Annotated in this window: 1 pseudogene; it reads right to left on the bottom strand. The window is 57.8% G+C overall.

The features are described from left to right. Positions 1-368, bottom strand: a pseudogene (locus tag SO139_RS46225) (IS5 family transposase); the annotation flags it as partial. Positions 369-1134: the final 766 nt, after the last annotated feature.

Consider the following 1134-nt stretch of genomic DNA (forward strand, 5'->3'; position numbering starts at 1 on the left):
AAGCGCTCTCGCAAGCGCTCCAGGAGCGGGACAGCACCGTGGACATCTTGAACGTTGGCGGGATGAACGTGAACTGCCAACAGAAGGCCATTGGTATCGGTGACGATGTGCCGCTTGCGTCCATGAAGGCGCTTGCCGGGGTCAAATCCGCGTGGCCCGCCGGCCTGCGTCGTCGAAGCGGTTTGACTGTCAATGACGGCAGCCGTCGGTGTCGGCTTGCGCCCAAGTTCTTGCCGCGCTTTGCGCACCAGAGCTCGAACGATCATGTGCCACCTGCCACTATCGCGCCACGCATAAAAGTAGCCCTGGACCGTCGAGTACGGCGGGAACTCGCTCGGCAGGGCCCGCCACTGGCAGCCGGTGGACAGTTGGGAATCCCAAATCGATTCAACCTAACCCCATCCCGCTTACCTAGACCTACGTGCTACAGACAGGCCAGGTAGTGCTGCACGGCTCGGCCCTGAGCCTGCGGGGCAACGAAATGGTCCAGCGGGCCTATCTTGGCGAAATGAAATCTTTGTCCACTTGTCTTTTGGGCTGCCGAAGACAAAGCTGTTCCAGCATGCCTCACGTGGGTTCGTGAGTTTCTCTGACAGCTGTTTTCCGCCGCGGATTCGCCACCGGCCATTCCGACAAGGGGGAAACCCTTGGTAGGTTCAAGCAGTTTTGGCGCTCCAGTTGTTGGCGTAGTCGTTGATTTTCTTAGCAAATCACACGCCTCTTAATCAGCGGGTCCCAGGTTCGAGCCGTGGTGCGCCCACCATTGGAAAACCCTAATTTTCCAAGCCCTTCGCGGAGAAGTCGCCGAGAACGAAACGAGCCTCGTGCGACGTTTTTAGTGGTCGGCGTGGCACGGCCAGATTCCAGATTGTTGTGCGACTTTCTTTTGTTTCTGTGCCTTCGCCCCATTCGGTACAGCGCGCAAATCCGACGGTACAGGTCGATTACGTGCTCGTCGTAGAATGGGATAATAGAGCGAGCAAACCGGACAATCTGTTCGTACGCATCCGGCGAGCACCGCCAGGTGACCACAGTTGATGGCATCCTGGCGATTTGATCGTAATCCTCCGCTGGGGGCCGCCTTGTCAGGTGGACCGTTGTGTTGAGAACTGTCCTTATGGACAGGCATACTCA

The sequence above is a fragment of the Bradyrhizobium sp. UFLA05-89 genome (assembly GCF_059803475.1).